Source organism: Streptomyces sp. NPDC001617 (assembly GCF_053596855.1).
In genome coordinates, this window is sequence record NZ_JBSFHA010000001.1 from 61,918 (window position 1) to 85,209 (window position 23,292).

At 73.3% G+C, this 23,292-nt stretch carries 25 protein-coding genes; 17 read left to right on the forward strand and 8 right to left on the reverse strand.

Features of this window, described 5'->3' with window-relative positions; genetic code table 11:
• Positions 1 to 61: 61 nt before the first annotated feature.
• Positions 62 to 646 carry an Rv1733c family protein gene (locus tag ACWC09_RS00330; RefSeq protein WP_450846963.1) on the reverse strand — a complete coding sequence of 195 codons (585 nt, stop codon included), beginning with the start codon at positions 644 to 646 and terminating at the stop codon, positions 62 to 64.
• 11 nt (positions 647 to 657) lie between these two features.
• Positions 658 to 1,647: an Acg family FMN-binding oxidoreductase gene (locus tag ACWC09_RS00335; RefSeq protein WP_450846965.1), complete on the reverse strand. Its 990-nt coding sequence runs from the start codon at positions 1,645 to 1,647 to the stop codon at positions 658 to 660.
• 283 nt (positions 1,648 to 1,930) lie between these two features.
• Here ACWC09_RS00335 and ACWC09_RS00340 point away from each other — a divergent pair, with 283 nt between their 5' ends.
• Positions 1,931 to 2,908 (forward strand): GerMN domain-containing protein, encoded by a 978-nt coding sequence (locus ACWC09_RS00340; RefSeq protein ID WP_450846967.1) that lies wholly within the window; start codon positions 1,931 to 1,933, stop codon positions 2,906 to 2,908.
• A 65-nt stretch (positions 2,909 to 2,973) separates the two neighbouring features.
• Here ACWC09_RS00340 and ACWC09_RS00345 read toward each other — a convergent pair whose 3' ends face one another.
• The 3 genes from ACWC09_RS00345 to ACWC09_RS00355 form a co-directional block, all read right to left on the reverse strand.
• Positions 2,974 to 3,165: a hypothetical protein gene (locus ACWC09_RS00345; RefSeq protein ID WP_450846969.1), complete on the reverse strand. Its 192-nt coding sequence runs from the start codon at positions 3,163 to 3,165 to the stop codon at positions 2,974 to 2,976.
• Positions 3,166 to 3,226: 61 nt separating this feature from the next.
• Positions 3,227 to 3,958, reverse strand: coding sequence for a CBS domain-containing protein (locus tag ACWC09_RS00350; protein WP_450846971.1), 732 nt, complete (start codon positions 3,956 to 3,958; stop codon positions 3,227 to 3,229).
• A 12-nt stretch (positions 3,959 to 3,970) separates the two neighbouring features.
• Entirely contained in the window at positions 3,971 to 6,664 is a 2,694-nt protein-coding gene (locus ACWC09_RS00355; RefSeq protein ID WP_450846973.1) for a bifunctional acetate--CoA ligase family protein/GNAT family N-acetyltransferase, read from the reverse strand.
• Positions 6,665 to 7,315: 651 nt separating this feature from the next.
• Between ACWC09_RS00355 and ACWC09_RS00360 the strand changes: the two genes are divergently transcribed.
• Together ACWC09_RS00360 and ACWC09_RS00365 are read left to right on the forward strand one after the other, a co-directional pair.
• A complete protein-coding gene (locus ACWC09_RS00360) occupies positions 7,316 to 7,780 on the forward strand; it encodes a cyclic nucleotide-binding domain-containing protein (RefSeq protein ID WP_450846975.1) in 465 nt (154 codons plus the stop codon).
• Positions 7,781 to 7,824: 44 nt separating this feature from the next.
• Positions 7,825 to 8,484 (forward strand): CBS domain-containing protein, encoded by a 660-nt coding sequence (locus ACWC09_RS00365; protein ID WP_450847436.1) that lies wholly within the window; start codon positions 7,825 to 7,827, stop codon positions 8,482 to 8,484.
• Between the two features lie 11 nt (positions 8,485 to 8,495).
• Here ACWC09_RS00365 and ACWC09_RS00370 read toward each other — a convergent pair whose 3' ends face one another.
• Positions 8,496 to 9,083: an Rv1733c family protein gene (locus ACWC09_RS00370; protein WP_450846977.1), complete on the reverse strand. Its 588-nt coding sequence runs from the start codon at positions 9,081 to 9,083 to the stop codon at positions 8,496 to 8,498.
• A gap of 224 nt (positions 9,084 to 9,307) precedes the next feature.
• Between ACWC09_RS00370 and ACWC09_RS00375 the strand changes: the two genes are divergently transcribed.
• From ACWC09_RS00375 to ACWC09_RS00400, 6 genes are all read left to right on the forward strand, one after another.
• Positions 9,308 to 10,009, forward strand: coding sequence for a response regulator (locus ACWC09_RS00375; protein WP_450846979.1), 702 nt, complete (start codon positions 9,308 to 9,310; stop codon positions 10,007 to 10,009).
• 130 nt (positions 10,010 to 10,139) lie between these two features.
• On the forward strand, positions 10,140 to 11,135 hold the full coding sequence (locus tag ACWC09_RS00380) for an Acg family FMN-binding oxidoreductase (protein WP_450846981.1): 996 nt from the start codon (positions 10,140 to 10,142) through the stop codon (positions 11,133 to 11,135).
• Between the two features lie 744 nt (positions 11,136 to 11,879).
• On the forward strand, positions 11,880 to 12,476 hold the full coding sequence (locus tag ACWC09_RS00385; protein WP_450846983.1) for a universal stress protein: 597 nt from the start codon (positions 11,880 to 11,882) through the stop codon (positions 12,474 to 12,476).
• A 196-nt stretch (positions 12,477 to 12,672) separates the two neighbouring features.
• Positions 12,673 to 13,839 (forward strand): ABC transporter ATP-binding protein, encoded by a 1,167-nt coding sequence (locus ACWC09_RS00390; RefSeq protein ID WP_450846985.1) that lies wholly within the window; start codon positions 12,673 to 12,675, stop codon positions 13,837 to 13,839.
• A 125-nt stretch (positions 13,840 to 13,964) separates the two neighbouring features.
• A complete protein-coding gene (locus ACWC09_RS00395; RefSeq protein WP_450846987.1) occupies positions 13,965 to 14,222 on the forward strand; it encodes a DUF1876 domain-containing protein in 258 nt (85 codons plus the stop codon).
• A gap of 159 nt (positions 14,223 to 14,381) precedes the next feature.
• Positions 14,382 to 15,434 carry a class I fructose-bisphosphate aldolase gene (locus ACWC09_RS00400; RefSeq protein ID WP_450846988.1) on the forward strand — a complete coding sequence of 351 codons (1,053 nt, stop codon included), beginning with the start codon at positions 14,382 to 14,384 and terminating at the stop codon, positions 15,432 to 15,434.
• A gap of 131 nt (positions 15,435 to 15,565) precedes the next feature.
• Here ACWC09_RS00400 and ACWC09_RS00405 read toward each other — a convergent pair whose 3' ends face one another.
• Positions 15,566 to 16,270, reverse strand: coding sequence for a CBS domain-containing protein (locus tag ACWC09_RS00405; RefSeq protein ID WP_450846990.1), 705 nt, complete (start codon positions 16,268 to 16,270; stop codon positions 15,566 to 15,568).
• 35 nt (positions 16,271 to 16,305) lie between these two features.
• Positions 16,306 to 16,905, reverse strand: a complete 600-nt coding sequence (locus tag ACWC09_RS00410; protein ID WP_450846992.1) for a cysteine hydrolase family protein — start codon at positions 16,903 to 16,905, stop codon at positions 16,306 to 16,308.
• A 76-nt stretch (positions 16,906 to 16,981) separates the two neighbouring features.
• Here ACWC09_RS00410 and ACWC09_RS00415 point away from each other — a divergent pair, with 76 nt between their 5' ends.
• From ACWC09_RS00415 to ACWC09_RS00450, 8 genes are all read left to right on the forward strand, one after another.
• On the forward strand, positions 16,982 to 17,203 hold the full coding sequence (locus ACWC09_RS00415; protein WP_450846994.1) for a hypothetical protein: 222 nt from the start codon (positions 16,982 to 16,984) through the stop codon (positions 17,201 to 17,203).
• Positions 17,204 to 17,352: 149 nt separating this feature from the next.
• The gene (locus ACWC09_RS00420; RefSeq protein WP_450846995.1) at positions 17,353 to 18,063 is read left to right on the forward strand and encodes a response regulator transcription factor; all 711 of its coding nucleotides are present in this window, start codon (positions 17,353 to 17,355) and stop codon (positions 18,061 to 18,063) included.
• Positions 18,060 to 19,439: a sensor histidine kinase gene (locus ACWC09_RS00425; RefSeq protein WP_450846997.1), complete on the forward strand. Its 1,380-nt coding sequence runs from the start codon at positions 18,060 to 18,062 to the stop codon at positions 19,437 to 19,439. Before ACWC09_RS00420 ends, ACWC09_RS00425 begins: the two co-directional genes overlap by 4 nt.
• A gap of 81 nt (positions 19,440 to 19,520) precedes the next feature.
• Entirely contained in the window at positions 19,521 to 19,907 is a 387-nt protein-coding gene (locus tag ACWC09_RS00430; RefSeq protein WP_450846999.1) for a hypothetical protein, read from the forward strand.
• Positions 19,904 to 21,022, forward strand: a complete 1,119-nt coding sequence (locus ACWC09_RS00435; protein WP_450847001.1) for an FAD:protein FMN transferase — start codon at positions 19,904 to 19,906, stop codon at positions 21,020 to 21,022. Before ACWC09_RS00430 ends, ACWC09_RS00435 begins: the two co-directional genes overlap by 4 nt.
• Positions 21,019 to 21,708, forward strand: a complete 690-nt coding sequence (locus ACWC09_RS00440) for a ferric reductase-like transmembrane domain-containing protein (RefSeq protein WP_450847003.1) — start codon at positions 21,019 to 21,021, stop codon at positions 21,706 to 21,708. Before ACWC09_RS00435 ends, ACWC09_RS00440 begins: the two co-directional genes overlap by 4 nt.
• On the forward strand, positions 21,705 to 23,018 hold the full coding sequence (locus tag ACWC09_RS00445) for an NADH-ubiquinone oxidoreductase-F iron-sulfur binding region domain-containing protein (RefSeq protein WP_450847005.1): 1,314 nt from the start codon (positions 21,705 to 21,707) through the stop codon (positions 23,016 to 23,018). Before ACWC09_RS00440 ends, ACWC09_RS00445 begins: the two co-directional genes overlap by 4 nt.
• Positions 23,015 to 23,284: a ferredoxin gene (locus tag ACWC09_RS00450; protein ID WP_450847006.1), complete on the forward strand. Its 270-nt coding sequence runs from the start codon at positions 23,015 to 23,017 to the stop codon at positions 23,282 to 23,284. The genes ACWC09_RS00445 and ACWC09_RS00450 overlap by 4 nt, the downstream gene beginning before the upstream one ends.
• Positions 23,285 to 23,292 lie beyond the last annotated feature (8 nt).

A 23,292-nucleotide genomic window follows, 5' to 3' on the forward strand; every position in this document is an offset into this window, starting at 1 on the left:
TCGGGACCACTCGGGACCGCTCGGGGCCTGGGGTCGACCCGCCGTTCACCGGGGACCCGCGTCAGCCCTTCTTCCCGCCCCACTGCCGGTCGACTCGAGCCCACTCCACGTCCCACCGGGCCAGCCGCCCGCGGTCGAGTTGGGCACACAGGCCCCAGCCGGCCAGCAGCACCAGGCCGCCGACGGTCACGGCGGCCACCGCGCCCAGCACCGCGCCCTGGAGGTCCGCCTGATCGGCAGTGGCGGGCGCGGGCACCAGACGGTTCTTGGCGTCGAGCCAGACCCGGGTGGTGCTGCCGGCCCTGCTGTCGGCCGCGACCCGTATGACGCCCGTGTGTGTCGTCCCGTCCGCCGCAGTCCAGCGCACGGTGGCCCACGCCTGTGCGGTGCCGTCGCCGTCGACCGAGTACGTGGTGCGCACGGCGTTCTCGGTCAGCACCGCCTGCGCGGTGTGCCGCTCGGCCCGCAGCGTGTCGACATCTCGCTCGACGACACCGGCGATGTGGACGCCCCCGGCGACGGCCGCCACCAGGGCCAGGGTCCAGGTGGCCAGCAGCAGCCACGCCTCCACGACGTAGCTGCGGCGCCGCAGCGGATTGCGCCGCAGTCGCCACCAGCGCGTCCTCGCCGGTCGTCCGTGCTGCACGGCGGCCATCGTCACCACCGGGCCAACGCGCCGTCGCGGACGAGGACTTGGGAGGGCGGCCGGCGCTCGGTACTCCAGACCTGTGCCGGCACGCCCAGCCGCAGCACCATCTGCGGGAAGTTCCCGGCGAGCAGACGCCGCCGCAACTCCGCGCGAGTCTCCGGCAGTTCGAGGGGCTGGGTGTGGAAGGCCGCCATGACGTGGCGCGCGGCGGCGGACAGCAGCACCCGCTGCAGGGCCTGCCCCGCTCGCATCCAGTCCAGGCGGCCGTCGTGCGGGGTGGACAGCACCGCGACCGTGCCCGTTCCGAGGCCACGCCTGCGGGCGGGGACGATGAACCGGCGGGCCAGGTCGAGGTAGTCGCGGCCGGCGAGGAGCGTGGCGTCCGGGTGGAAGCGGCAGGCCTCGGCGGGCACTCCGCCGGGTCCGACGTTGCGCCGCACCTCCCACGTGTGCCCCGGGTCCGCGCGGTGCGTGTCCTCGGCGGTGCGTACCAGCCGCGCGATCAGGTCCAGTTCCTCGGGCTCTTCCAGCACCTGGAGGACGGCGCCCTCGGCCTGGGCGTGTTCGCGCAGATCGTCGAGCAGGCCGCCCGGCAACGCCAGGGAGGCGAACGGGCCGCGGTGTGTGTGGCGGCGCGGCATGGCCTCGACCAGGTCCGCCTCCGCCGGAGAGACAGGCGCGTGAGCGGCGAAGCCCACCCGGGCCAGGAAGGCGGAGTTGCCGGGCTGCGGCAACAGGTCGACGGCGGGCCGGAAGCCGAGGTGACGTACGGCCATCCGTACGTTGAAGAGCGCCGCTCCGCAGGCGATGACCACCTCCCGGCCGCCGGGGTCGGTGAGGATCATGCGCCGTCCGTCGTCGGCGTGCACCTCGAAGCCGTGGTCATGACCCTCCTCCACGAAGGACCAGGGCTGACTGTTGTGCGGTGAGGGCGCGAGGGAGGCGGCACGCGTCAGGTGCACCGCCGCGTGGCCGGGCTTCTCGTACGACACGGTCATGGTGGATCCCGCCTTTCGCGAACCGTCCACCTTTGGTGAACCATCCGGCTTCCAGCGTCCCTGCCGGGGGCCCCGCGGTGCAGGGGCCGAGGGTCCCGGCACCCGGCCTGGGCGGCCCTCTTCCGCTCCGGCACCGCCTCGTCCTGCCGCTCGCACGCCCGTCGGTCACGTGCGAGCCGAACGGCCCGCGGTAGCCCACCCGTTCGGCCCGTGGATCGGAGCCGGACGGCACTGGGGCACGCCCGCGGTGAGCGGTTCGCTGGAAGTGTCGGAGGAGGCTGCCATGTTCACCGAATCACCGTCCGGCCACCGCGCCCGCCGCCATCGTTCCACCCTGGTCACGGCGACGCCGGCGCTCCTTCTGCTCACGCTCGCCGCCTGCGGCACGAGCACCGGTGCCGGCGCCGGACACTCCTCGTCGTCCCCCACGGACACGGGAACGTCCGGCGGCACCTCGGGTGCCCCCGCGCCGTCCACACCCCCGAAGACCACGGCACCGAAGCCGTCGACCGGCGGCACCGGCACTTCGGCCGGCACCTCGGCGCCGAAGAAGGTCCGTACGGCGGTCTACTTCCTGCATGGCGAGAAGGTCTCGGCCGTCTCCCGGACCGTGTCGACTCCGGCGACCGCCACCGCGGCGGTACGGGCCCTGCTGTCCGGTCCGAGCCGCTCCGAGAGCCACTACGCCCGCACCACCGCCATCCCGTCCGGCACCGAGCTGCGCTCGGTGGTCGTCCGGGACCATGTCGCGACGGTCGACCTGTCCGACCGCTACGACGACGGCGGCGGCAGCCTGTCGATGCGGGCCCGGCTGGCCCAGGTCGTGTTCACGCTGACCCGGTTCCCGACAGTGCACAAAGTGGCCTTCGAGATCGAGGGCAAGCCGGTGAAGTACTTCGGACCCGAGGGCATCGTCCTGAACGGGCCGGTCGGGCGGGCCGACTTCGAGGACGTGTCGCCGGCCGTCCTGGTCGAGTCGCCGCTGATCGGTGACACGGTGCACAGCCCGCTGCGGGTGTGGGGCACCGCGAACACCTTCGAGGCGGAGTTCCGGCTGAAGGTGACCGACGCCTCCGGGCACAGGGCCGCCGACGTCCTGGTCCGGGCCACCTCGGGCACCGGCACCCGGGGCACCTTCGACGTCACCTTCCCCTACCGGGCCGTCCGCACCGGGGCGGGCCTGCTCACGGCGTACTTCGTGTCGCCGGCGGACGGCCGCCCGGTGACCGTGGACACCGTGCCGTTGACCGTGAACCGGTGACACCGGTCCGCGGCACGCGAGAACCCCGGCGCGAGGATTCGCGCCGGGGTCGTCAATGTCGCCGCTCAGGCGACCGGGTGCCGGTGGCTCAGCCGCCGGGCCATCAGGACCAGCGCGACGACGGCCGGCACCACCAGCGGGACCAGCGGCAGGCCCACGACCGAGGCGACCAGGCCGAGACACAGGATCGACAGGATCCCGGCGACCAGGTACAGCACCGCCTCGGCGGTTACCACGGGAATCCAACGGGCATTCATGATGCGCCTCCTCCCCGGAGGATCTGTCCTCATCAGGTCGGCTGTCCGCTCCCCTCTCGCGTCACAGCCTGCGCAGCCAGTCGTCGGCGACACCGTGCATCGCCGGTCCCTCGGGCCGGACGTGCGAGTCGTCCAGCCGGAAGGTGAGCTTGTCGACGACGGCGACCACGCCGTCGATCTGGCGGGTCATGGAGACGGCGATCTCCGTCTCGCTCTTGCGTTCCATGTGACCGGAGAGCGTGACCACGCCCTCCACGACCGCGACGTCGATGCTGCGCGGGGCCAGCCACAGGGCGCGGACGATCACCTCGTCGATCACTTCTTTGTGGATCTCGGTGTCGGGCCGCAGGAAGACCTGCAGCAGGTCGCGGCGCGTGACGATGCCCACGAGCCGCTGCTCCTCGTCGAGGACGGGCAGTCGTTCCACATGGCGCAGGGCCATGGTGCGGGCGGCCTCGACGATGGTGTCGTCGGCGTGCACCGTGACGGGCGGCTCGGTCATCAGCTGACCGGCGGTGCGGGCGCGGGCCTTGGCCTTGCGCGTCCGGCTCTCACGGGTCAGGGCGTCGAGCGGGTGACGCCGCTCCGGCTCGTACGGGTCCGGGGCGTCGGCCTGCCGGATCATCAGGTCCGTCTCGGAGATGACCCCGATGACCTTCTCGTCCTCGTCGATCACCGGCAGCCCGCTGATGCGGTTCTCGCCGAGCAGCCGGACCACTTCCTTGAAGGGCGTCCCGTACTCGGCACGGACGACCTCCGTCGTCATCACGGAGCCGACCTTGTTGTGCTTCATGACTGTTCCTCCTCAGCGGAGCCGGCGCAGATAGGGGTCCTGGGGCCGGCGGGGCAGCAGGCGTACGCGGGCATCGAGCACGGTGACTCCGCCCGGTGTCGCCAGTACGGGGTTGAAGTCGGCCTCGGCCAGCTGCGGCAGGTCGCTCGCCATCCGGGACAGTCGCAGCAGCAGCTGTTCGAGCGCCTCCAGGTCGGCGGGCCGTTCGCCGCCCGCCCCGAACAGGAGCGGTGCGCAGCGCGGGGCGGTGATCAGGTCGTGTACGTCGTGGTCGGTCAGCGGGGCGAGACGGGCGGCGTGGTCGGCGAGGATCTCGGTGGCGGTGCCGCCGAGTCCGAACAGGACCAGCGGTCCGAAGACCTCGTCCTGGACGACACCCGCGAACAGTTCGGTGCCGCGGGCGGCCAGGGGCTGCAGGACCACACCGGTCAGCCGGCCGGCGAACCGGGTCTCCAAGTCGCGGAAGGCGGCACGGACCTGGGAGTCGCCGCGGAGATCGAGGTGGACGGCGTGTTCGACGGTCTTGTGCAGCAGTCCCGGCCAGTGCGCCTTCATGACCACCCGGCCGTCCGCGCCGCGCAGCCGGTCGGCGGCGAGTACGGCGTCGTCCTCGGTCTCGGCCCAGGCCCACGGGGACTGCGGGATGCCGTAGCAGCCGAGGAGTTCGGCGCAGACGCGCGGGTCGAGCCAGCCGCCGTCGGGGTGGGTGTCGAGGTAGGTGTCGACCACCGCGTGGGCGCGGGCCGTGTCGACGTCGTCCAGGGCGGGAACGGTTCCGGAGGGGCGGCCCAGCCAGGCCGCACGGCGTGCCGCGTGGGCCAACGCCCGTGCGGCGGCCTGCGGTTCGGCGTACGACGGGATGGTGCCGCCGTCGGAGGCGGTCAACAGCTCGACGGGCAGGGCCTGTTCGAGCCGTACCGCGACGATCGGCTTGGCCTGTCGGCCGGGGGCACGGGTGAGGGCCCGGACCAGGTCGTCGCCGGTCGCCTCGGCGACGGCCGTGGGGACCAGGGCGACGAGGACGGCGTCGACTCCGCCGTACCGCATGATCCGGTCCACACAGTCCATGAGCTGGTCCTCACCGACGGCGGCGGTGGCGTCGACGGGGTTGCCGACGGCGGCGCCCTCGGGCAGGACGCCGAGCAGGTCGTCGATGAGTTGCGGGGTCGGTGCGGGCAGTGTCAGCCCGGCCTCCGCACAGGCGTCGGCCGCGAGCACACCGGCGCCACCCGCGTTGGTGACGATGGCGACGCGGGGTCCTGTGGGCAGCGGCTGGGCGTGCAACAGGGCGGCGGCTTCGAGGAGTTCGCCGACCGAGCGGGTGGCGGTGATGCCGGCCTGGGTGAACAGCGCGCCGCGGGTCATGGTGCGGGTGGCGGCGGCCGCGGTGTGCGAGGCGGCGGCGCGACGGCCCGCGTCGGTGCGGCCGGCGTCGACGGTCAGCACGGGCATACGGCGGGTCACGCGCCGGGCGGTGCGGGAGAAGGCACGTGGGTTGCCGAAGGACTCCAGGTGGAGCAGGGCGAGGTCGGTACGGCCGTCGCTCTCCCACCACTGGAGCAGGTCGTTGCCGCTGACGTCGTACTTGTCACCGAGGGAGGCGAAGGACGAGACGCCGATGCCGAGCCGGGACAGCCCGTCGAGCAGGGCGATGCCCACTCCGCCGGACTGCACGGCGACGCCCGCGGTGCCGGGGCGGGGGTGGCCGGCGGCGAAGGTGGCGTCCAGGCTCAGGGCCGCGTCGGTGTTGGAGACACCGAGGCAGTTGGGGCCGACGAGCCGCATGCCGTAGGTGCGGCAGGACGTCAGCAGCGCGCTCGCCTGATCGGCGTCGAGGCCGGCGGTGACGACGAGGAGGGCGCGTACGCCCGCCTTGCCGCACTCCTCCGCGGTCTCGGGGACCGCGGTGGCGGGAACGGCGACGACCACGAGGTCGGGTGTCCTGGGCAGGGCGGCGACCGAGGGGTACGAGGGGACGCCGAGGATCGAGGTGACGGCGGGGTTCACGGCGAACAGACGCCGGGTGAAGCCGCCGGAGCGCAGATGGTGCAGGACGGCCCGGCCCACCGAGCCCGGCTTGCGTCCGGCACCGACGACGGCCACCGCGTCCGGTCGCAGCAGGGGCTGGAGACTCGCCACGTCGGCGGCCCGGCCCCGCTCCTCCACGGCCGAGAGGTAACTCTCGCTCTCGTCGAGTTCGATGGTGCAGCGCACCTCGGGGCCCTCGAAGCGGCGGGTGGTGCGCAGGCCGAGGTCGGCGAAGAGCCGTAGGATCTCGTGGTTCTCGCTGAGCGCGTCCGCCTTGAACGCCGTGATGCCCTCGGTCCGGGCGGCGGAGACCAGGTGCTCGGCGAGCAGGGTCCCGACGCCCCGGTGGTGCAGGGTGTCGGCGACCGCGAGGGAGATCTCGGCCTCCTGACCGGCGCCGGAGGTGTCGTACTCGGCGAGCCCGACGATCCGGCCCTGGGTCTCGGCGACGAGGGCACGGTAGCCGGGGCGCGGCGAGGTGCAGGCGCGGTCGGCGGCCATCTCGGCGGAGCGCCGGCTGATCGCGAAGAAGCGGAGCCGCAGGTTCTCCGGGGACATCTCCTCGTAGAAACCGCGTAGTTGCTCGTGGTCGTCCCGCCGCACCTCCCGGATGCACACGGTGGTGCCGTCCGCGAGCAGGGCGTGGACGGAGTGCCTGCTGAGAGCGTCGTGCGACATCGCGCATCCCTTCCAGGTCGGTTGACACTTGGAGCGTCCAGCGGAAGGGGCCGCGCTCCCATGGGCTGTCCGGGGGCGGATCGAGGGCCGGTCGGCCCCGATCCTGGCCGGTCTCGGGAGTTCCGGCCCCAGTCGGCGCCTTCGGGCAGGCCGGTGCCGTGTTCGCGGATCCGGGCCTGGTGGCGAGCAGGGGCGTCGGCCGGCTGCCGGCGTACGGCGGCGGCGCGCATGGCGAGGCCGGGGACGCGGTCGATGACGTGCCTGACCGGGCGCCAGCGGTCCCGTTCGCGCCGGCAGCGGTACGACGGCGACCGGGCAGGCGGAGCGGTGCAGCGCCGCGCGACCGAACCGGAGACGCCAGGCGGCGGTCGTACCGGGTGTCCTGCTGTTCCTGAACCCGCCGCTGACCCGCACCCCGTCGGCGGCGGGAGCTGCTGCCGACGCCGGGCTGTCCGACCGGGTCGGTCTTCGGTGCGTGCCGGCCAGATCGGGCACCAGCCCCTCCACGGCGTCCTGCGGGGCGAGCAACACCTCCTGGGCGGTGAGCCGCCGGTCGGCCCGCGTCATGGGGCCGGGTGGCCCATGGTCCGGGGCGTCGCTCGCGCACACGCTGGGGGGTGGCAGTTCCGTACGCCTTGCTGGAGGCACACCATGAACGCTCCCGCGCACACGAGCCTGCCGCAGGCGCTCCCGGCCGAGTACCGGCAGCGGCTGATGGGAATGGCTCGCGAGGTGTCGTACCCCCAGGGCACCCGTCTCTTCGAGGAAGGCGGCCACGCCGACCGGTTCTGGATCATCCGCACCGGCACGGTCGACCTCGACATGCGTGTGCCGGGCCGCCGGGCGGCCGTCATCGACTCCCTGGGACACAACGAACTGGTCGGCTGGTCCTGGCTGTACCCGCCGCACACCTGGCACCTGGGCGCCGAGGCGGTCACTCCGCTGCGGGCGTACGAGTTCGACGCCGCGGACGTGAAGGCGGCCTCCCGGCAGGACCCGGAGTTCGGCCGCACCGTCGCCGAGTGGGTGGGCCGGATCGTGGCGCACCGGCTGCAGGCGGCCCGGACCCGACTGCTGGACCTGTACGGCCCGCACGGCAGCGGAGGGCTGCGATGACCGGGGGTCAGGACCAGGACGACCGGACCGGCCGCAGAGCGCACGTGCACGGATCACCACACGTCGTGAGTGACGTGATGACTGGCGACGTCGCCGTCGTGGAGAGCGATGCGGCGTTCAAGGACATCGTGCGGACGATGCAGGAGCGCAGGGTGAGCGCGCTGCCCGTCGTGGACGACGCCGGACAGGTTGTGGGAGTCGTCTCCGAGGCGGACCTGCTGCCCAAGGAGGAGTTCCGCGACAGCGACCCCGACCGGTACACCCAGTTGCGGCGGCTGTCCGATGTCCTCAAGGCCGGCTCGGTCACGGCCGGCGAGCTGATGACCTCCCCCGCCCTCACCGTGGCGCCCGGCGCGACACTCGCGCAGGCCGCGCGGGAGATGGCGCGGGCCCGGGTCAAGAGGCTGCCGGTCGTCGACGAGACGGGCCGGCTGCTGGGCATCGTCAGCCGGGCCGACCTGCTGAAGGTGTTCCTGCGCGGCGACGACGAGATCGCGGAGGAGGTACGCCGCGAAGTGGTGGGGTACCTCTTCCACGCTCCCGACTCGACGGTCCGTGTGGAGGTGCGGGACGGGGTGGTGACGCTCGGCGGCCGGATCCGTGACACGTCCCTGGTGCCGCTGGCCGCGCGGCTGGTGCGCGGGGTCGAGGGGGTCGTGGACATACGGTTCGACCTCGACGGGCGGGACACGTCCGCAGGTTGACGCCTGGTGGCTCAGCCGGTCGTGTGCCCCGGGCCGCGATCGGCCCGCTCCCATGCGTCGCCCCATCGCTCGGTGGCGCGTCGCTGCACCCGCAGCCGGGCCAGGTGTCCCCCGGCGAGGACCGTCAGGCCCGCGGTCAGGGCGGCACCGGTGCCGGCCACGACCGCGCGTGTCCTCGCCTCGGCGGCCCCGGCCGGGGCGGAGACCAGGTGACCGTGTCCGTCCGTCCAGGCCGCAACGGTGCTGCCGGCCTTGAGCGCGGGCTTCACCTCCGTCGTGCCGGACCGGACGACCCCCGCTTCGTCCCACCACCGTACGGTCGCCACCACCCGGTCACGGCGGGCGCCGGTGGCCACGTCCCGCGCGCCGCCGGGTACGACCCTGACCAGCACCGCGGACACGGGTACCCGGTCCGCCCGGTCCCGCTGCGCCGCCCGTTCGGCCAACTGGGCGCCGACGACACCGGCGAGAGCCGCCACGACGGTCGCGACCGTCCAGGCAGCCAGCACGATCCACGCCTCCAGCACATCACTGCGCCGCCGCAGCGGATTACCGCGCCCGCGCCACCTCAGAACCTTCCCGCGTCCCACATTCCGCATCGGTCTCACCCCCTCAGGGCGGCAACGGGACGGACACACCCCAAAGGTCTCACCGGACGATCGCCGATGGGAGAGGATTACGACCGCGCGTCGAGGGGAGTCTTCACAGTGCACCACGGGCCGAGTAGGGCCGGTCGGCCCTATCGCGCCCGGCCCCGGCAAGCCATGATCGTCAGCACAGGCGGCCCGCAGTCCGTCTCACACCCTGAGAACGAGGGGTCGACATGACCGAGCCACGCGCCTTCACGGCGGAGGATCCGATCCGCGTCTTCCTGCTGGACGACCACGAGGTCGTGCGACGCGGTCTGTCGGACCTGCTGAACGCCGAGCCGGACATCAGCGTGGTCGGCGACGCCGAGAACGTCGCGCACGCCCTCGTGCGCGCTCCCGCGGTGCGGCCGCACGTGGCCGTCCTGGACGTACGGCTCCCGGACGGCGACGGCATCACCGTCTGCCGCGAACTGCGCAGCCGGATGCCGGAGTTGGCGGTGCTGATGCTGACCTCGTTCGACGACGAGGACGCCCTGCTCGACGCGATCATGGCCGGGGCGAGCGGGTATGTGCTCAAGCAGATCAAGGGCTCCGACCTCGTCTCGGCGGTACGCACGGTCGCCTCGGGGCAGTCGATGCTCGACCCGGCGACCACGGCCCGGCTGATGCGCTCCCTGCGCACCGAGCCCGCGGAGGCCCCGGAGGTCTCCCCCGAGCTGGCCAGCCTGTCGCCGCGCGAGCGGGAGATCCTCGCGCTGATCGGGGACGGCCTGACCAACCGGGAGATCGGCAAGCAGCTCTACCTGTCGGAGAAGACCGTCAAGAACCACATCTCCCGGCTGCTGGCCAAGCTGGGCGTACAGCGACGCGTGCAGGCCGCGGTGCTCGCCTCCCAGCTGGACCGGCCCGAGCAGGGGGCCCCGCACGCGCGGTGAGCGACCGGGGCCCTACGGCGGGATTCGAGGCCGTACGGCCCCTGCCCCGCAGGGGCGGCCGGCACCACGCTGGACAGGGTCATCGACCGGTTCCACCGCCCCTGGGTGACAGGGCGGGGAGGAGGCCCCCATGTCCACCACTGTGCTTGACGTGGCGACGCTGGAGAAACTGATCTCGGCAGCCGTGGCCGCCCCCTCCGTCCACAACACCCAGCCCTGGCGGTTCCGGCTCGACCCGGACACGCTCACCCTGGAGATCCGGGCCGCCCAGGACCGCGGCCTGCGCCACGCCGACCCGTCGGGCCGTGCCCTGCACCTCTCGGTCGGCTGCGCGCTGTTCAACCTGAAGCTGGCGGTGGCGCACTTCGGCTGGGCCCCGGTGACCCGCCTGCTGCCCAGGCCCGACGAACCGGAGCTGCTGGCGGCCGTACGGCTCGGCGGCCCCGCACGTTTCTCGCCGGCTCCCGAGCTCTACGACGCCCTGTGGCGCCGGCACAGCAGCCGCTTCCCGTTCTCCGACCGGCCGCTGCCCACCGCACTGCGGACCGAGCTCGCGGAGGCCGCGCTCGCGGAGGGTGCCCTGCTGAGCAGCCCGGAGAGCGCGGAGACCGACCGGCTGCTGCGGGTGACTCTGGAGGCGGAGCGCCGCAACCGCGCCGACGCCGAGCGAGCCGCGGAGAGCCGCCGGTGGATCCGGGAGCCGGACGAGACGGCGCTCGGGATACCGCCGACCGCCGTCGGACCGCAGGACTACCGGGACCGGGTCCCGATGCGGGACTTCGGGGCACACCGTCACCCCTCCACGCTTGCCGCCCGTGCCTTCGAGAACCACCCGGCCCTCGCCGTGCTGTCCACCCCGCACGACCGACGGGCGGACTGGCTGCGGGCCGGTCAGGCCCTCCAGCACGTCCTGCTGGTGGCCACCCTCCATGGGGTGCGCGCCTCGCTGCTGCACCAGGCCATGGAATGGCCCGACCTGCGCGAACAGCTGGTGCGGGGCCCGGAGGACGGGCGTATGCACGCCCAGATGGTGATCCGCCTCGGGTACGGTCCGGAAGGGCCGGTCTCGCCCCGTCGCACGGTGGCGCGGACCCTGGATCAGGACACGTTCACGGGATCGACGTGATGGTCCGATGGAGCACGTCATGACAAGGGCTTCACCGGCGGTTGCGGGTCCGCGACCGGTCCGCGACCGGTCCATGATCGGGACACCGGGCCGGCCAGGACAGGACGCGTGCCGCAGGACCGCTGAGCCGACCGAGCCCGACAGCACGTCCGCGGCACCTGCGTGCGCACGCTGACATCGGAGTACTTCCGTCGCGGCTCGGAAAGCGCACCGGCGCATGCGCACGCGGCCGCGGCACGGGCGGACGGTGAGGCATCGGCGGTGCGGACGACGGGGCCGCTGCGGTTCGTGCGGCCGCGTGCGACGAGCACCGGGCGGCGTCCGAACGCGGTCACGCGTCCGGCGACCGAGCCGCGTGCCAGTCCGCCGAACCGGACCTGGCGACGGCCGTCCACCGCTGTGAGCGACGCGGCGCGCGACTCGCTCTCCAGCACGGTGCCAGGCTCGCCGGCGCCGCCTCGCGGCGCGGTACCGTCCGGGTCCCGGTGGTACGCCGGGTGCCACGAGGTCGGACGGCCAGGTTACGGCGTGCGCCGACTGGAGGTCCGCCCCGCGGCGGTCGGCTTCCCTCAGGCGCGGTCCCCACCGCGTCCACTCCCGCCACGCCCGGTCCCTTCATGACGCCTCTCTCCCCTCGGAGTTCCGGCCCGTTCGGCGCTCTCGACGGGGCCGCTCGGCCCACGTCCCGGCCGTCGCCGCCCCGGGACACTGTGGGCCGAGGGGTATCCGGCGAGGGAGGCTGTCATGACAGAACGTGCCGTCGGCAAGAACATCGTGGTGGGGGTCGACGGGTCCGAGGCCTCGGCGGCGGCGCTGCGCTGGGCCGCCCGCCAGGCGCACGCCCTGGGCGCGAGCGTCGTGGCCGTGCACGCCTGGCAGGCGCACGGCCCCGGGCTCGCCCCTTACGCCCCCGCCGTGGCGCGACCGACGGCCGCTCAACAACGCGCCCGGGCAGTCCGGTTGCTCACCACCACGCTCCACGAGGCGCTCGGGCCCGGCGGCGACAGTGCCGTGCGTGCCGTCGTCGCAGAGGGGTCACCCGCACGCGTACTGGTGCGGCAGGCGCACGGCGCCGTTTTGCTGGCGCTCGGGCGCACGCCCCGTGGTGCACACGGCGAGCCCGCGGCGGGGGCTGTCGTCCGCGACTGCCTGCAGCACGCGACGGTCCCGGTCGTGACGGTGCCGACGGTCCGTCGCACCGTCCGGTCGGCCGTCGCCGTCGAGCAGCTTTCTCTCCCCGCCGACTCCCCCACGCGGCAAGCGGACGATTCAGCGGTGTCCGCACCTGAGTTCCCACCGCATGGTGCTCGCTGGACATGCACCATCGCCGACTCGACGTGAGACGCGAGACGCAGGAGGCCCTCCGACGAGCGAAGCCGGCGTCGGCAGCCGTCGTACGGGCACGTCGATCGAAGCAGTGCGTGCGCTGCGTGGGGCGAAGGGGCCGACCGTCCCGGGAAGGGGACGGTCGGATCATGGGCCCGGGCCGACGCCCGTCCCAGGCTGAGGGTGGAGAGATTCCCGGGAGGGGGAGATCATGGCATCAGTCACCTTCGAGAAGGCGACCCGCCGCTTCGCGGGCATGGACCGGCCGGCGGTCTGCGACCTCGATCTGGACATCGCCGACGGCGAGTTCATGGTGCTGGTGGGTCCGTCCGGCTGCGGCAAGTCGACCAGCCTGCGCATGCTCGCGGGGCTCGAGGACGTCGACTCCGGAAGGATCCGCATCGGCGACCGGGACATCACCCATCTGCCGCCCAAGGATCGCGACATCGCGATGGTGTTCCAGAACTACGCCCTGTACCCGCACATGACGACGGCCGACAACATGGGCTTCGCCCTGAAGATCGCGCATGTGCCCAAACCCCGTGTACAGCAGCGGGTTCAGGAGGCCGCCGCCCTCCTCGACCTGCACGACTATCTCGACCGCAAGCCCAAGTCCCTCTCCGGCGGCCAGCGGCAGCGCGTCGCCATGGGGCGGGCACTGGTGCGGGAGCCACAGGTGTTCCTGATGGACGAACCACTGTCCAACCTGGACGCCAAGCTGCGCGTGCAGACCCGCACCCAGATCGCCGTGCTGCAGCGCCGTCTGGGCACCACCACGGTGTACGTCACCCACGACCAGGTCGAGGCGATGACCATGGGCAACCGGCTGGCGGTGCTCAAGGACGGGGTGCTGCAGCAGGTGGGTACGCCGAAGGAGGTGTTCGAGCAGCCTGCCAACACCTTCGTCGGCGGCTTCATCGGCTCGCCCGCGATGAACCTGTTCCGGCTGCCACTGACCTCGGACGGGGTCCGGCTGGACGGGCTCAGCGTGCCGCTGTCCCATGACGTCCTGCGGTCGGCCGCCGCCGAGGGCGCCCGGGAGATCACGCTCGGTGTGCGGCCCGAGCAGTTCCGGATCCTTTCACCGGAGGACGAGAAGGCACCCGCGCTGGATCTCGTGGTCGACGCGGTCGAGGACACCGGCGCCGTCGCCTACCTCCACGCGACCGCGCGGCTCGGCGGGGTCGGCACCCCGGTGGTCGTCCGGCTGCCGGGACGCGCCACGCAGGGCAAGGGGGCGCGGGTCCGGGTGGCGGTACGCCCGGATGCCGTCCACACCTTCTCGGCCGCCACGGGACTGCGGTTCAACGGCGACCCGGGATCGGTCCCGACGGAGGTGAGCGCCGCCGACGCCGCTGTGCCGGCCACGTCCGCATGACGTCCGGTCGGCGGGCCGTTCGGCCCTGGTGGGGTGCCCGGAGAGGGGCGCAGGCTGAGAGTTGGGCCGAGGAGCCGGTCCGTCCGGCAACTGCGCCTCATCCCCTCCGCCCGGGAGTGATCACGATGGAAGCCAAGCAGTGGACCGTACAGATCTTCATCAGTGAGGACGGCGACGAGACCCATGCCCGGGCCGTGCTCACCACTCAGGACACGTCGACGGTCACCGGCCGGGGCGTGGCCCGCAAGAACCCCGTCGACCGCTCCATCCCCGAGATCGGCGACGAGCTCGCCGCCAGCCGTGCGCTGGAGGACCTGGCCATCCGGCTCCACGACGTCGCCTCCGACGACATCGTCCAGCTGGCAGGGCCTGCGCAACGGTGAGGACCGGCCACGGGTACCACTCGATGCGGTCCGCGGTCCGCGTGCTCTCCCTGGCGTCAGCCGCGGCGATCTGCTCCGGGTCCTCCTGCGCCGGGACGAGGCCATGCGCGACGAGTTCGCAGAGTGCATCCACACGGCAGTGACAGGAGAGGCGGAACGATGACCGACATCCAAGGCCTGCTGGGCGACGACGCCAAGGATCTGCTGACCCACACCGCCCATGGCATTGCCAGGGAGGACCTGGTGCTGCCGGGGCCCGACTTCGTCGACCGGGTGGTGGCCGCGACCGACCGCTCGCCCCGGGTGCTGCGCAATCTGCAGTCCCTCTTCGACCACGGCCGTCTGGGCGGCACCGGGTATGTGTCGATCCTGCCGGTCGACCAGGGCATCGAACACTCCGCGGCATCGGCGTTCGCCGCCAACCCGCGCTACCTGGACCCCGCGAACATCGTCGAACTCGCCGTCGAGGGCGGCTGCAACGCGGTCGCCAGCACGCTCGGGGTGCTCGGCGCGGTGTCGCGGCGTTACGCGCACCGGATCCCCTTCATCGTGAAGCTCAACCACAACGAACTGCTGACCTACCCGAACCACTACGACCAGATCCTGTTCGGCAACGTCCAGCAGTGCTTCGACCTCGGCGCGGCCGGCGTCGGCGCCACGGTCTACTTCGGCTCACAGCAGTCGGACCGTCAACTCCAGGAGATCAGCGAGGTCTTCGCCCGGGCCCACGAGCTGGGCATGTTCACCGTGCTGTGGTGCTACCTGCGCAACTCCGCGTTCAAGAAGGACGGCGTGGACTACGCGGCGTCGGCCGACCTCACCGGCCAGGCCAACCACCTCGGCGTGACCATCGAGGCCGACATCGTCAAGCAGAAGCAGCCGGAGAACAACGGCGGCTACCGCGCCCTCGAGTTCGGCAGGACCGACCCCCTGGTGTACGACAGGCTCACCACCGACCACCCGATCGACCTCACCCGCTGGCAGGTCGCCAACTGCTACATGGGCCGCGTCGGGCTGATCAACAGCGGTGGCGCCTCGGCCGGCCAGGGCGACCTCGCCCAGGCCGTCCGCACGGCAGTGATCAACAAACGCGCCGGCGGTACCGGCCTCATCACCGGCCGCAAAGCCTTCCAACGGCCCACCGCCGAAGGCGTCGAACTCCTCCATGCCGTCCAGGACGTCTACCTCGACGACACCGTCACCATCGCCTGACACAAGCGCCTCCGGACACCCCACGCGGCCCCCGTCGCCGATGCGGCCGGGGCCGCGTTCCCGCTTGCCAGATGAGGCGATGAGGCGTAGGTGCCCCTGATGCCGCCGGTCGCTTCGTCGACGCGTTGGCCTCACATGTGGCTGTGAGTCCCGCTCACGGTGCGCGGCCGAGCACCCACCGGGCGGTGGGTGAGGCGGTCCCTGATCGCCACGACACCATCCACATGACCGGCGATCTGCGCCGCCAGTTCCGCGTCGTGCCGCCGCTCCAGGTGTCCCCGCAGCGTCACCACGCCCGCGTCGACGGTGACGTCCACCAGGTGGCGGGGAATGCCGATCCCTCCGGTCACCTGCTCCATCACGTCGCGGCGGACGTCCTCGTCCGGGCGCAGGAAGACCCGCAGCAGGTCCCCTCGGGTGACGATGCCGATCAGATGTTCCTTGTCGTCCACCACGGGCAGCCGCTCCACGTGGTGCTCGCGCATGATCCGCGCCGCCTCCGTGACGTACTGCTCCGGGTCGGCCGTGACCGCGGGCCGGGTCATGAGGTGCTCCGCGTTCCCGGCACGGGACTTGGCCGCGGCCGTACGGGCCGAACGGGTCACCTTCGGAAGACGACGGTCGTGCCCGCGTCCGTATCCCCCCTTCTGATGTGCCTGATGCTGCAGCAGGTCGGTCTCGGAGACCACTCCGACGACCCTGTCCTCGCTGTCGACGACGGGCAGTCCGCTGATGCGGTGCTCCGACAGCAGCCGAGCGATCTGCTTGAACGTCGTGTCGGAGCCGGTACGCACGACCTCGTGGGTCATGACGTCCTTGATCCTGCAGTACCTCATCGCCGCTCCTCCTTTCCTGCGGGCGGGAGCGCGTCTCAGTCGGGGATGTCGTCGGGCTTGCCGACGACCACGGCGAAGAGGTCGGCGACGCCGGCGAGGGACGCCTCCTGGAGCTCCGCGGCCGACACCGTCGTGCCGCCCGTTCCGGCCAGCGCCCGGGTTGCCGTGGCGGAGGCCACGATCGTGGGGCGGTAGCCCAGGTTGAAAGCGTCACGGGCGGTCGAGTTCACGCACATGTGGGTCATGAACCCGGCCAGGACGAGGTCGCTGTACCCCGTCGACCGCAGGTGCTCCTCCAGATCGGTCCGGAAGAACGCACTGGGGAAGTGCTTGACGACGACGGGTTCCCCGGGCCGGGGTGCGACCTCGTCGCTGATCCGGCCGACGGGGGCGGTGATGTCGTACGGAGATCCCTTGCCCGCGTCGTGCATGACGTGGACGACCGGGATGCCCACCGCCCGCGCGCGGGCCAGCAGACGGGCCGCCTCGGCGAGCGCGCCCTCGACACCCTCCAGGCGCATGACGCCCTGCCGGTAGGTGTTCTGACAGTCGATCATGACCAGTACGGAGTCCTTGAGCGCGGCCGGCCGGTCGTTCAGGCCGAGCACGCCGCGCAGGGTGACGGATGAGGACATGGTTCTCAGCTCCCTTGGCTGACGACGAGACGGGGAGGCACAGCGCTGCGGTCCGGCTGCACGTCCGGTGCGCGGGGTGCCCCTCATCACGCTTCAACTCTCCGTCTCGCACGGGCGCGTCGGGACGGCCACCAGGGCATTCCCCGGGACCTTCGGTACCTCCCCCACCCCCGGCCTACTGCTCCGGTCGATCATCGAGGCACCGGTCCACGGCTGGACGTCGGGCATCGTGCTCGGCCCGGGCGGGGCGGGAATGGCCTTCGCGGCCGGCGCCCCGGTGGACCCGCCCGGTGGCTGATCGCTCCGGGAGGCGTCCGTGAACGAGGCCGTCGTACGGAGGACCCGGGAAGTCGGGGGTCGAACGGCCCCTTTCGTCAGGCTCGGTGGCACCGCAGGCTGAAGTGTGGGGACGGGTGGCGGATCACTGGGCCGGAGGCGGTCGTAGGCATGAACGGGCAGGTCAACGGCGTGTCGGAGACACGGGTGCTGGTCGTGGAGGACGATCGGGGCATCGCGGACTCCCTGGTGCGCGGGCTGCGCCAGGCGGGATACGCGGTCGAGGGCGTCCGGACCGGCCGGGCGGCCCTGGCGGCGCCGTCTCCCGATGTCGTCCTGCTCGATCTCGGGCTGCCGGACATCGACGGCGTCGAGGTGTGCCGCAGGCTGCGGGCACGATCGGACGCCGCGATCATCGCGGTCACCGCCCGCGGTGAGGAGGCGGACCGGGTCGTGGCCCTGGACGAGGGGGCCGACGACTACCTGGTGAAGCCGTTCGGGCTGGCCGAGCTGATGGCGCGCATCCGTGCCGTGCTGCGCCGCCGGCGCCCCAGCGGGCCGGAGATCCTGCGCCACGGGCCGCTGGCGGTCGATCTGCGCACCCGGCAGGTGTCGGTGGAGGGGCGGACGGTCGCGCTGACCCCGAAGGAGTTCGGGATCCTGGAGTGCCTGTCCGCCGATCCGGGGCGGACGGTGAGCCGGCAGGAGATCCTCGAGCGGGCCTGGGACGCCCACTGGTACGGCCCCACCAAGGTGCTGGACGTGCACATCGCGGCCCTGCGCCGCAAGCTCGGCGTGCCCGGGCTGATCGAGACCGTCTACGGGCACGGCTTCCGGCTCGGGGCGATCGCTGCCGGCCCGGGGTCCCAGGAGCCGCCGTGAGCCGCCGGATCACCCTGACCTTCCTCGCCCTGACCACCGTCCTGCTGGTGCTGGCGGTGGTGCCGCTCGGGGTACTGATGACGGCCCGGGAACGGGTGTCCTTCCGCGACGACCAGCGGTCGGCCACCCGAGTGATCGCCGCCGCGTCCGAGGAGTATCTCTCCGACCACCGCTCTGCCGCCGCGATGCGCAAGGAGCTGGCCGCCGCGGCCGAGGCGGGGGACTGCGCCGCCGTGTACGACGACGAGGCGCGCCTGGTCGCGAGTACGCCCTGTGCTGCGGCCCGGGGCGGCGAGTCCGACGAACTGGTGGAGCGGGTGCTCGCCGGGCACGAGCCCGAGCCGCCGGAGAACGAGGGACGGCTGCTGGCCGCGGAGCCGGCGGGCGATGTCCGGGAGCCCGCCGGAGCCGTCGTGCTGGCCCGTTCCGCGGGGCCGCTCAACGCCCGTGTCGCCGCGATCTGGGGCTGGTCCGCCGGGATCGGCGCGCTGGGGCTCGCCGCGTGCGTGCTGCTGTCCGTCCGCCTGGCCCGCTGGGTGAGCCGGCCCCTGTCGACGCTGGACGCGGCCGCTCAACGGTTGGGCGAGGGCGAACTCGGGGAGCGGACGGCCGTCGACGGCGGGCCGCCGGAGGTACGGCGGCTGGCGGCCACGTTCAACACGATGGCGGGCCGTACGGAGGCGCTGGTGCACGGCCACCGGGCCGTGATCGCCGATGTCTCGCACCAGCTGCGCACCCCGCTCGCCGCGTTGCGGCTGCGCCTCGACGTGCTGGCCGCCGGCGCCGAGGGCGACACCGCGGCGGAGCTGGCCGCCGCCCAGGTGGAGATCGCCCGGCTGTCCCGGCTGGTCGACGGGCTGCTGGCGGTGGCGCGCGCCGAACAGACGACGCCCCGACGGGTCGCCGTACGGGTCGACGAGGTGGTGGAGGAGCGGGTGGCCGCCTGGTCGCCGGTGGCCGAGGAGCGGGGCGTACGGCTGACGGCGTCGACGGGGTCCACGCTGACCGCGGCGGTGGGTGTCGGCCATCTGGAGCAGGTCCTCGACAATCTCGTGGCGAACGCGCTGGACGCCGTGGACGACGGGGGGAGCGTGACGGTCGGGCTGCGGTCGGCGGGGCCTTCGGCCGAGGTACGGGTGCGGGACGACGGGCCGGGTATGGGGGCGGAGGCGAAGGCGGTGGCGTTCCACCGGTTCGGCAATCCGGAGGCCAGGGGCACCGGGCTGGGGCTGGCCATCGTGCATCGGCTCGTCACCGCCAACGGAGGTGTCGTACGGCTGGAGGACACTCCCGGGGGCGGGCTGACCGTCGTACTGGAACTGCCGCTGTGGACTTCGGCGGGGCCGAGATCTTTACCGGTTCTGAAGGAGACGTGAGCGGATTCCGGGGTGGCGGCCGCACAGGCTGGAAGTGCAAGCAGCCGAACCCGGGCCGCCGATCCTCCAGGAGCCGCTGCCATGTCGTATCCGCCTCACGAGTTCGACCAGTCTCCCGTCCCGCCCGCCGGCGCGGCGCGCGCACGTGATCGCGGCCTGACGCGGATCCGCGGCCTGACCGTGTGGATCGCGGGCGCCGCCGTCGCCGGAGCGGCCGCCCTGGGCACCGTCTACACCCATGTGCTGCCCGGGAGTTCGGCCTCGCCCGCCCCCGCCGGCCCGGCCGCGCACAACCCGGCGGTGCCCTCCCCGTCCGCTGCCACCCACGCCTCGGGCGGAGACGATCAGGGCGAGGACGGCGGCGAGGAGGGCGACGACGGAGGAGCGGCCCAGCCCGGCCTGCAGTCCCCCGCACAAGCGCCCGCACCCACCCCGCAACCACCCCAGACCACGACAGGGGCATCATGACGACCCCGGCCGACGCGAGGGCCTCGACTGCCGCAGCGCGTCCCACCACCCCGGCCTCCACCCCCACGGCGGATCCCGCCAGCGCGATCCCTCCCGCCGAAGTGGCGTTCCCCGCCCTCGGCACCACGGCAGTCCTCCTCGTCACAGACCCGGCCGCCCTGCCCGCCGCCGAGGCGGTCCTGCGGGCCGAACTCGCGGCCGTCGACCTGACGTGCAGCCGCTTCCGGCCGGACTCCGAGCTCACCCGCGTGAACCTGGCGGCCGGCTCCCCCGTGACGGTCGGCGTGCGCTTCGCCGAGGCGCTGGAGGCCGCACTGCGGGCGGCCGAGCTCACCGACGGCGCCGTCGATCCCACCGTCGGCCGTGCGGTGATCGCACTCGGCTACGACCGTACGTTCGCCTCCGTCCGACCCGAGGACGCCCGCCCCCTGCCGGTGTTCCGGCCCGCTCCCGGATGGCGTCGGATCGCCTGGGACCCGCGGACCAGAACGCTGCGCCTGCCCCCGCACACGTCCCTCGACCTGGGCGCCACCGCCAAGGCCCTCACCGCCGACCGGGCCGCGCGCCGAGCCGCCGCCGTCGCCGGCTGCGGTGTCCTGGTCAACCTGGGCGGTGACCTGGCGGCGGCCGGATCCGCGCCGGACGGCGGCTGGCGGATCGCTCTCGCCGACGACCATTCCCGGCCGGTGCCGGACGGCTGCCCGGCCGTCACCGTGACCGTCGGCGCGCTGGCGACCTCGGGCACCCGGGTGCGCACCTGGCGGCGGGGCGGACGCGCCGTGCACCACATCGTCGACCCGTCCACCGGCGAACCCGCCGCTCCGGTCTGGCGCACCGTCACCGTCGCGGCAGCGACCTGCGTGGACGCCAACACCGCGAGCACGGCGGCGATCGTACGAGGTCATGCGGCCGTCGACTGGCTGCGCGGCACCGGGCTGCCCGCCCGGCTGGTCGCGACGGACGGACACGTCGTACACCTCGGCGGCTGGCCACCGGACAACGCCGCGCACGAGCCACCGGCCGCCGAAACCCCAGTCCGCCGCACACCCACGCCCGAACCCCCCGCCCTGCGCACCCCCGCCCCCGAAGAACCGGCTTCCGGAGGACCGCGATGACGACCCTGGCCCTCGTGGGCAGCCCGCTCTGGTACGCCAGTCGCGTCGGCGGCACCCTGGCGCTGCTGCTGCTCACCGCCACCGTGGTGGTGGGCGTCGCCTCCGGCGGACGTGCCGCACCCCGCACGATCGGCCGCTTCGAGATCGGCCTGCTGCACCGCAACCTGTCCCTGCTCACCCTGGTGTTCCTCGTCCTGCACGTGGTCACCGCGGTGCTCGATCCGTATGTGCACCTGGGGTGGGCGGTGACGGTGATGCCGTTCGGCGCGTCCTACCGGCCGCTGTGGCTCGGGCTCGGCACGGTCGCGTTCGATCTGCTGCTGGCCGTGCTGGTGACCAGCGCGGTACGGCTGCGGATGGGGGTGCGGCGCTGGAAGGCGGTGCACTGGCTGGCGTACGCGGCCTGGCCGTTCGCGCTCTTCCACGGCGTCGGAACGGGCAGCGACACCCGGCTCTCCCTCCAACTGTGGCTCTACGCCGGATGCCTGGCCTCGGTGGTCGGGGCCGTGTGGTGGCGGCTGGCGAAAGCCGGTCCTGGGCGGGTTGTCGGGCGTCTCGTCGCCGCGGTCGGCGCAGGGGCCGTACCCGTCGTGCTCACCGCGTTCCTGGCCACCGGACCACTGCAGCCCGGCTGGGCCCACCGTGCGGCCACCGCGACGGCACTGCACCTCGGAGGCGGCCGGTGAACCTCTCCGCTCCCACCACCGGTACGGCCACCGACACCCGTCTCCTGTCCGGCTGGTACGCCACCGGACGGCCCGCCGATCTGACCGACCACCTGCGCCGCTACGGCTCGCCGCCGATCACCGCGGTGCGCGGCAACCGCCATTCCGCGCCGCTGATCAGGGCGCTGGAGGCGGCCGGCCTCACCGGGCGCGGCGGCGCCGGGTTCCCGACCGCCGAGAAGCTGCGCGCGGTGGCGCGGGGGCGGGGGCGTCCCGTGGTCGTCGTCAACGCCATGGAGAGCGAACCGGCAAGCCGCAAGGACCAGTTCCTGCTCGCCATCGCGCCGCACCTCGTTCTCGACGGGGCCGTCCTGGCGGCGGAGGCGGTCGGCGCCGACACCGTGCACGTGTGCGTGCCGCGTGTCCGCTCGGCCCAGTACTGGCAGCTGAGCCGGGCCATGGACGAGCGCCGGGACGCCTGTCTCGACGAGGTCGCCCTGTATCTGCACGCGCTTCCGCACGCGTACGTCTCCAGCGAGTCGACGTCGCTGGTGCGCTGGCTCAACGGGGGCGAGGCCCGCCCGCTGAGCACCCCGCCGCGCAGCCACGAACGCGGTGTCGGACGGCGCCCCACGCTCGTCCACAACGCCGAGACCCTCGCCCATCTCGCCCTCGTCGCCCACTACGGCCCGGGCTGGTTCCGGCAGGCCGGGACGCCGGACGAACCCGGCACCACGCTGGTCACCGTCTCCGGTGCGGTCGCCGCTCCCGGTGTCCTGGAGGTCGGTCTCGGCACCCCGCTCACCACGGTCCTCGACCGCGCCGGCGGGGCCACCGAACCGTTGCGGGCACTGCTGCTCGGCGGCTTCGGCGGCACCTGGCTCCCGGCGGAGCACCTGGGCACGCCCTTCACCCGGCACGACCTGGCCCCGCTCGGTGCCGGGCCCGGCGCGGGCGTGGTCGTCGCACTTCCCCGCGCCGCCTGCGGGCTCACCGAGACGGCCCGGATCCTCGCCCACCTGGCCGCGCAGAGCGCCCGGCAGTGCGGCCCCTGCCGCTTCGGACTGCCCGCGGTCGCCGAGGACTTCGCCGTCCTGGCCGCCGGACAGGCCGACACGGTGCTCCTGTCCCGGCTGCGCCGGCGTACCGGCCTGCTGCCCGACCGGGGTGCCTGCCGCCATCCCGACGGCGCCGCCCGCCTCGCCGCCTCCGCCCTGGACTGCTTCGCGGACGACGTCGACCACCACCTCACCCACGGCACCTGCCCCGCCGCTCAGCGGCCGCCCCGGCTCCCCGTCCCCCCGGCCACTCCCCCGGAGACATGGCGATGACCCGCACCCGGACCCTGCGCATCGACCGCACCGCCTGCACCGGACAGGGCCTGTGCGCCGAACTCCTCCCCGAACTCATCGGCCTCGACGAATGGGGCTACCCGGTCCTCGAGCAGACGACCGTTCCCTCCCGCCTGCACGCCCACGCCCGCCGCGCCGTGGCCGCATGTCCCGTGCTGGCCCTCCGCACGGACCGTACGGACGACGACCGGGACCGGCGCCGTGACGACACCGTGCCCCAGCCCGGCAACCGAGGTAGGCGGTGAGCACCTCG